The following is an 8010-nucleotide window of genomic DNA, read 5'->3' as shown; positions in this document are numbered from 1 at the left end:
GTCCTGCTCTTACTGACACCCCTTTTCTGACGTCCTGTCGTGCTGCGCGCTCGAGCAGGACTAGTGTTCCGCCATGACCCCCGCGTCCCGGGCCGGGGGAGACGACGGCATCGCGGCCCTCGTCCCCGCCCCTCCCGTCGTCCCTCACGTCGTGCGCCGCGCGCGCTGGAGCGCCACGGCCGCGTACGCGGCGCAGGGCTTCGGCTTCGCCGTGATGCTGACCAACGTCCCCACGTACGAGCGCTACCTGGGCATCGGCCCCGACGTCATCACTCTCGTGATCCTCGGGGTCTGCGTGTGCGCAGGGACGGGCAGCGCGCTGTCCGGCTGGTTCGCCGCCCGGTTCGGGTCGGCGCGCGTCGTGACCGGTGGGCTCCTGGTGGCCGCCGCCGGGATCCTCGCGGTCGGACTGAGCGCGGGGGCGGGGCTGCTCGCGACGTTCTTCCTCGCGTTCGCGGTGTACGGGTTGGCGCTCGGGTCGGTCGACGCCTCGACGTCGATGCAGGGAATCGACGTGCAGCGCGCGTACGGACGCAGCCTCATCGCGTCGTTCTTCGCGGCCAACGCCGCGGGCGGGGTCGTCGGGTCGCTCGCTGTGTCGGGAGCAGCGGGGCTCGGGATCGCGCTGCCCGTGTCCTTGGCGCTGGTCGCTGCGGCCGTCGCGGTGACGGTGCTCGTGCTGCGGGCCGGGCTGCTCTCGCGGACCGCGGCGGTCGCGGTCGCGGGGGAGGCGGGGGAGCCCGGTCGGGTCGGGGGTGGCACGCGTCAGGTGCCCGACGGCGCCGCTCCCGTCAGCGGGACGGACGGCGGACCCACGGCGCTCGGCGAGGGCGACCGGCCCGGCGGCGCGGGGGGACCTGCCGTGCGGGTTCCTCGTGCCACGACGGGCATGGTCGGGGCGGGGACCGTGATCGTGCTGGGCCTCGCGATGCTGGCGTTCCCCGTCGCCGACTCCGCGGTCTCGAGCTGGGGTGCGACCTTCCTGCAGGACGTGCTCGGGGCGAGCGCCGTCGTCGGGCCGCTGGGGTTCGGCGCTTACCAGGCGACCTTGATCTGCTCGCGGCTGCTGGGGGACCGCGCGGTCGAGCGCTGGGGGCGCGTGCGTGTCGTGGCGCTCGGCGGTGCGGTGGGGGTCGTGGGGCTCGGGCTCGTCGCGGTCTCGCCGGTGTGGCCGCTCGCGGTCCTCGGGTTCGCCGCGACGGGGCTGGGACTCGGGGTCGTGGCTCCCATGGCGTTCTCGGCCGCGGGAGACCGGGCCGCGGAGTCGGTGGCCGGTGCTGCCGTGGCCCCGGTGGCACCTGCTGCCGGAGGTGGCCTGGCGGCCGGTGGTGGCCCGGCGGCCGGCGTCGGGCCGACCGTCGAGGAGGCGACCGACCGGGCCGTGGCCCGGCTCAACGTCTTCACCTACGTCGGCGCCGTGCTCGGTGGCGCGATGACCGGGGTGTTCGCGACGACCGACACGCTGCGGCTGGGGTTCGGGGTGCTGGCCGTGCTGGCGCTCGCGACGGTCGTGCTCGCGGGGCGCTTCCGTGAGGCCGTGCTCCCCGTGGCTCGGGCGGACCAGGGGTAGGGTCCTGCGGACCAGGGGAAACGGTGCGGCGTCCTGCGCCGTGACGAGCGTCTCGCGGCCTCGTTTTCCCCCGTGTGGGTGGCGTGGGGTTTGATGGCCGGGTGCTGACGATCGCTACTGCCAACGTGAACGGGATCCGCGCCGCCTACCGTCGGGGCATGGACGCCTGGGTCGCCTCGCGCACCCCGGACGTCATGCTCCTCCAGGAGGTGCGAGCCCCCGACGAGATCCTGAACGAGCTCCTGGGCGAGGGCTGGCACATCGCCCACCAGGCGTGCGACATCAAGGGCCGGGCAGGGGTCGCGGTCGCGTCGCGGCTGCCCGTGACGGCCGTGCGGATCGGCCTGGGCAAGGGGGAGCCGGAGCCGCCCGTGGACACGGGCCGCTGGGTCGAGGCGGACCTCGAGCTGCCCTCGGGCGAGAAGCTCACGGTCGTCTCGACCTACATCCACTCGGGCACGGCCGGCACGCCCAAGATGGACGAGAAGTACGCCTACCTCGAGAAGGTCACCGAGCGCCTGCGCGAGCTCTCTGCCGCAGGGGGCCGCGTCGTCGTCGCGGGAGACCTGAACATCGCGCACAAGAACGTCGACATCAAGAACTGGAAGGGCAACCAGAAGTCCGCGGGATTCCTGCCCGAGGAGCGCGCCTACCTCGACACCTGGTTCGACGACCTGGGGTTCGTCGACCTCGGGCGTCGTCACGGCGGAGAGGGCCCCGGCCCGTTCACCTGGTGGTCCTGGCGTGGTCAGGCCTTCGTCAACGACTCGGGCTGGCGCATCGACTACCAGCTCGCGTCCCCGGCCTTGGCCGAGCACGCGGTCAAGGTCGAGGTGGACCGTGCCGACGACTACGAGAGCCGCTGGAGCGACCACGCCGCGCTGGTCGCGACGTACGACCTCTGAGCCCGGGGCCCCTCGGATCAGTCGTGGGCGGGGACCGGGAGCTCGGTCATGCGTGACAGCGGCGACAGGAGGACGGGCAGGGCGCCCAGCGTCATGACGGCCGCCCCGATCCACAGCGCGGGGGTCACGCCCCACACCGTCCCGATCCATCCGCCGAGCAGTCCGCCGATCGGGATGGGGCCCCACACGATGAAGCGGGCCGAGGCGTTCATGCGGCCCAGCAACGCTGGCGGGCACAGCCGCTGACGGAAGCTGACCTGCGCGACGTTGTAGACGACGACCGCGAGGTTGAACACGAACCCCCCGATCACGAGCACGACCGGGACCAGGGCTGCCCCGGCGCCGGTCGTCGCGCCCGTCGCCGCCACGATGGCCGCGGCGGGCGTGATGGCGTAGGACAGCCCCGTGAACACCGCCGAGGCGGGGATGATCCGTGCTGGGCCGACCCAGCGGGCGGCGCGGTCGGCCAGGACCGCGCCGAGGAGCCCGCCCGCGGCGCTCGCCGAGAGCACGACGCCGTAGGTCGCGGTCCCGACGTCGAGCGTGCGCAGGGCGAAGATCACCACGACGGCGTTGCCGATCGCCCCGCCCAGGTTGCTGAGCGAGGTGCAGGCGAGGATCCGTCGGAGCAGTGGCTCGCTCGAGACGAAGCGGAGCCCCTCGGCGATCTCGGTGCGCAGCGGGCGTCGCGACGCGGGGTCGGGCAGGTCCTCGCGGTGGCCGATCCGCGCCATCGCGAACGCGCTGGCCAGGTACGTGCCGACGGTCGCGACCATCACCAGGGGAGCGGACAGCACCCGCAGCGCGACCCCGCCGATCGCGGGACCGGCGATCATCGCGACGGACTGGGTCGCCTGGAGCTTGGAGTTGCCCTCGACGACGTGGTCGAGCCCGACGAGGCCGGGGACGTAGCTCTGGTGCGCGACGTCGAAGAAGAGGCTGAAGGTGCTGATGACCACGGCGGCTCCGATGAGCAGCCCCATGCTCGCGTGCCCCGTCAGGGCGGCGGCGACCACGACCGAGAGGATGACCGCGCGGGCGAGGTCGGCCGCGACGAGCACGCGGCGCTTGCGCATGCGGTCCACCCACGCCCCGGCCGGCAGGCTGAGGAGCAGGAATGCTGCCGTCTCCGCCGCGTTGAGGGCACCCATCTGCCACTCGGTCGCGTGCAGGTGGGACACCGCGAAGATCGGCAGGACGAACCCCGTGAGCTGTGCGCCGAGCTGCCCCAGCGCATCGCCACCCCACAGGTAGCGGAAGTCGCGGTGGTGGATCAGGCTGCGCGGGGACGCAGCGGTGCGCACCTGCGGTTCGTCAGACGTCATGCGGGACAGCGTGCTGCAAGTGATTGGGAAATGTCAATCAGTTAGCCTGTGGGGGTGACCCCGGACCATGCAGCCCCCAGCGCGCCGCACTCAGCCGCAGCCGCAGCCGCAGCCGCGGCCGCAGCCGCAGGGCGCGGTGCGCACGCGCCGACCGCCGACCTGCCGACGGCCGGCGACTCGGTCGCCGAACGGGACGCCGACGCGCGCGCTCTCGCGTCGACGGTGCGCGTGCGGATCCTGCGTATCTGCCTCGACGAACCGCGGACCAACAAGGAGATCGCCCAGCTCCTCGGCAAGAACCCGGCGACGACGCTCCATCATGTCCGGACGCTCGTGGCCCGGGGGTTCCTCACGGCGCAGCCCGCGCGCACCGGGGCGCGCGGAGCGCGGGAGGTCCCGTACCTCGCGACGGGCCGGTCCTGGACGACGGACCTGGGGCCTGGCGGTCACCAGGTGCTCCTCGACGCGTTCCTCGAGGAGCTGTCGGCGGCCGACCCGGCGCGCGTCGACATGGGGCGGCTCGGCCTGCGGCTCGACGCCGAGGGCCGTGACGAGCTCTCGCGGCGCCTCAACGAGGTCCTCGAGGACTTCCGGCAGCGCGAGCCGGTGGCCGACGGCGAACCGTGGTCGGTGTTCGTCGCGATCCACCACGACACGAGCCGCGACCCGCGCCCGAGTGCATGATTTCGCTGCGACTCGCCGGGCGTGTCGCAGCAGGATCATGCACTCGGCGCGGCGGCGCCGACCGATCCGGTCCACAAGACGGTGCCGGGCCATCCGGTCTCGATCTGCCTAACAACTTGCAACTTTTGGTTGACAGCAAGCAAAAGCCTCCTTAAGGTCCGAGAGTCAACGCTGACTCGTCTTCAAGGAGGAAGATCTCCAGTGCGAATCCCCTCACGCCATCGAAGAGGCCTCTCCGGCCTGCTCGGGGCCTCACTGCTCGTACCCCTCGCCTTCGCCGGGACGCTTCCGTCGGCCACCGCGGCCGAGACCGAGATGGAGCCCGGCGTCACGCTGCGCACCTTCCAGCTCGCGCAGGATCCCGGCTCCGTGTGCACCCTCAAGTCGGGGACCACGCCCAACGTCGACAAGCTCATGCCGACGATCGACTGGAGCACCCCGGAGCAGTTCGGGGCGTCCGACCGCTTCATCACCCACGCCCTGGCGACGCTCACCGTGCCCGCGGAGGGCGAGTACTCGTTCCGCGTGACGAACGACGACGGCGCCCTCGTCTACATCGACGACCAGCTCGTGCTCGAGAACGACGGACCCAACGACTCGACCTCGGTCGAGGGTGCTATCACCCTCACCGCCGGTGCCCACGACCTGCGGGTCGAGTACTACGAGGGCACCGACAAGCAGCGTCTGACGCTCGCGTGGAAGACCCCTGGCGCGTCGTCGTTCGTGGTGGTCCCGACGTCGGTGCTGAGCACCGAGGCCAACGTCGTGCGCGTGACCGCGCCCGGCAACAAGTACTGCGAGGGGGCGACGGACACCTCGGGCGACGGCCTGCGCCTGGACACCGTCAACCCGAACTACGAGCTCGTCGACCTGCGTCCTGCGGGCTTCGAGCCCAAGGTCTCGGGCCTCGCGTTCACCCCGGACGAGAAGCTGGCCGTGGTGACCACGGGTGACGTGAGCTCCGGTGGCTGGCGGCCCAACCCGACGTCGGGCGAGGTGTACCTCCTCGACGGCGTGATCGACGCGACCGGCCCCGAGGACGTCACGGTGACGAAGGTCGCCGACCAGCTCCTCAACCCCATGGGCATCGAGGTCATCGAGGACTCGATCTTCGTCTCCGAGCGGTACCAGCTCACGCAGCTCACCGACCCGGACGGCGACGGCTTCTACGACACGCACACCAAGATCGCCGGGTGGCCCGACGGCGGCAACTTCCACGAGTTCGCCTTCGGCCTGATCCACGACGAGAACTACTTCTACGTCAACCTCTCGGTCGCGATCGACAACGGCGGCGCGACGACCACCCCGCAGCCCGCCGCCAACCGGGGCACCTCGATCAAGATCGACCGTGCGACGGGTGAGGTCACCTACGTCGCGGGCGGCCTGCGCACCCCCAACGGCATCGGGTTCGGTCCCGAGGGCGAGATCTTCGGGACGGACAACCAGGGCGCGTGGCTCCCTGCGAACAAGCTCGTCCACATCGAGCAGGACAAGTTCTTCAACCACTTCACGACCCCTGCCGGGAAGTTCGACGCGAACCCCGTGTCCCAGCCCGCGCTGTGGCTCCCGCAGAACGAGATCGCGAACTCCCCGGGCAACCCGATCCTCGTCGAGGACGGCGAGTTCGCCGGGCAGATGCTGCTCGGCGACGTCACCTACGGCGGGCTCCAGCGCGCGTTCCTCGAGAAGGTCGACGGCGAGTTCCAGGGTGCGGTCTTCCGCCACACCGCGGGCCTCGAGGTCGGTGCCAACCGCGTCATCACGGGCCCCGACGGTGCGCTGTACGTCGGTGGCACGGGCGAGGGCGGCAACTGGGGCGAGTCCGGCAAGCTCCGGTTCGGTCTCCAGAAGCTCTCTCTGGTCGACGAGGACTCGTTCGACATGAAGGAGATGCGCGTCGTCGAGGGCGGGTTCGAGATCGAGTACACCGACCCGGTGTCCGACGCCGTGGTCGCGAAGCTGGCCGACGCCTACTCGCTCAAGCAGTGGCGCTACGTGCCGACGCAGCAGTACGGCGGCCCCAAGGTCGACGAGACGCCGCTGTTCGTCACCGACGCCACGGTGTCCGAGGACCGCACGACCGTCACGCTCGAGGTCGAGGGTCTCAAGCCCGGCCACGTCGTGCACCTGCGTTCGCCGCGCCCGTTCGCCTCGGACGAGGGTGCTGAGCTCCTGAGCACCGAGGCCTGGTACACGCTCAACTCGCTGCCGGGCTACGTCGCCCCGGCGGACCGCGGCTGGTACGAGGCCGAGGAGGCGCAGCCGCTCGGCAGCTCGAGCCTCGGCTCGGACCACAGCAACTACTCCGGCTCGGGCTTCGCCGCCGGCATGCAGAACGTCGGCTCCGGTCGCACGTTCGCCGTGACGGTTCCCGAGGCGGGGACCTACCCGGTCAACCTGCGCTACGCGAACGGCATCCACCCGTACACCGAGCTCCGCGCCAAGAACGTCTCGCTCTACGTCAACGACCAGAAGGTCGGTCCGTGGACCCTCCCCACGACCGGTGACTGGAAGAAGTGGGCGACCATCACGCGCGATCTCGACCTCGTCGCGGGCCACAACACGATCACCCTCAAGTACGACCAGGGTGACCAGGGCAACGTGAACCTCGACGTGCTCTCGATCGGGCAGAACCCCGACATCTGCTCCCCGGCGGACGTCGAGGACGGCTACCGCGGCATCTTCGACGGCACCCTCGCGAGCCTCGCGGACTGGAGCCTCGCGGGCGCCGGCACGTTCGGTCGCCAGGACGACTGCTCGATCCGCACCAACGGTGGCATGGGTCTGCTCTGGTACACGGCCCAGGAGCTCGAGGAGTACTCGCTCAAGCTCGACTGGAAGCTCGTCAAGGACGACAACGGCGGCGTGTTCGTCGGCTTCCCGAACCCCGGCAACGACCCCTGGGTCGCGGTCAACCAGGGGTACGAGATCCAGATCGACGCGAGCGACGCCGCTGACCGCACGACCGGTGCGATCTACACGTTCCAGGGCGCTGACGCAGCGGCCGTGACCGCGGCGCTCAAGCCCGTGGGCCAGTGGAACGCGTACGACATCCGCGTCGAGGGCGACCGCATCCGGATCTACCTCAACGACGTGCTCGTCAACGACTTCACGAGCACCGACCCGGCGCGCGACCTGTCGAGCGGCTTCATCGGGATCCAGAACCACGGCAACGGTGAGACGGTCTCCTACCGGAACATCCGCGTCAAGGACCTGGGTGCCGAGCCCGAGCCCGAGCTCGCGGTGTCGGTGACCGTCCAGCCCAAGTGCGTGGCCGGCAAGGTCACGCTGAGCGTGCGTGCCGTCAACGACGACACGGTGCCCGTCGACGTCGTGCTCAGCACGCCGTTCGGCAAGAAGACCATGACCGGCGTCCTGCCGGGCAAGTCGGCTCAGCAGACGTTCGCGACACGCTCGACCTCGATCGAGGCCGGGACCGCGACCGTGACGGCGAGCTCCGGAGGCAAGGAGGTCGTGGTCGAGACGACCTACGACGCGTCGAGCTGCGGCTGACGCACCCTCGGGC

The 8010-nt window shown here is 71.1% G+C and carries 5 protein-coding genes; 4 read left to right on the top strand and 1 reads right to left on the bottom strand.

Features of this window, described 5'->3' with window-relative positions; genetic code table 11:
• The first annotated feature begins 73 nt into the window (after nucleotides 1-73).
• On the top strand, nucleotides 74-1570 hold the full coding sequence (locus ACFWFR_RS14965) for an MFS transporter (protein ID WP_377623477.1): 1497 nt from the start codon (nucleotides 74-76) through the stop codon (nucleotides 1568-1570).
• A gap of 101 nt (nucleotides 1571-1671) precedes the next feature.
• On the top strand, nucleotides 1672-2475 hold the full coding sequence (locus ACFWFR_RS14960) for an exodeoxyribonuclease III (RefSeq protein WP_377623476.1): 804 nt from the start codon (nucleotides 1672-1674) through the stop codon (nucleotides 2473-2475).
• Between the two features lie 17 nt (nucleotides 2476-2492).
• On the opposite strand, the gene ACFWFR_RS14955 is transcribed toward ACFWFR_RS14960, so the two are convergent.
• On the bottom strand, nucleotides 2493-3800 hold the full coding sequence (locus ACFWFR_RS14955) for an MFS transporter (RefSeq protein ID WP_377623475.1): 1308 nt from the start codon (nucleotides 3798-3800) through the stop codon (nucleotides 2493-2495).
• A gap of 54 nt (nucleotides 3801-3854) precedes the next feature.
• On the opposite strand from ACFWFR_RS14955, the gene ACFWFR_RS14950 reads away from it, so the two are divergent.
• Together ACFWFR_RS14950 and ACFWFR_RS14945 are read left to right on the top strand one after the other, a co-directional pair.
• Nucleotides 3855-4484, top strand: coding sequence for an ArsR/SmtB family transcription factor (locus ACFWFR_RS14950; protein WP_377623474.1), 630 nt, complete (start codon nucleotides 3855-3857; stop codon nucleotides 4482-4484).
• A 201-nt stretch (nucleotides 4485-4685) separates the two neighbouring features.
• Nucleotides 4686-7997 (top strand): family 16 glycoside hydrolase, encoded by a 3312-nt coding sequence (locus tag ACFWFR_RS14945; RefSeq protein WP_318244366.1) that lies wholly within the window; start codon nucleotides 4686-4688, stop codon nucleotides 7995-7997.
• Nucleotides 7998-8010: the final 13 nt, after the last annotated feature.

The organism is Oerskovia sp. NPDC060287, from assembly GCF_042726775.1.
Classification (GTDB): Bacteria; Actinomycetota; Actinomycetes; order Actinomycetales; family Cellulomonadaceae; genus Oerskovia; species Oerskovia merdavium.
This window is presented reverse-complemented; position numbering and strand designations above follow the sequence as displayed.

What these genes read in the sequence shown, in the direction of transcription:
- ACFWFR_RS14965 (WP_377623477.1), top strand. Translation starts at nt 74, where the DNA reads ATGACCCCCGCGTCCCGGGCCGGGGGAGACGACGGCATCGCGGCCCTC.
- ACFWFR_RS14955 (WP_377623475.1), bottom strand. Translation starts at nt 3,800, where the DNA reads ATGACGTCTGACGAACCGCAGGTGCGCACCGCTGCGTCCCCGCGCAGC.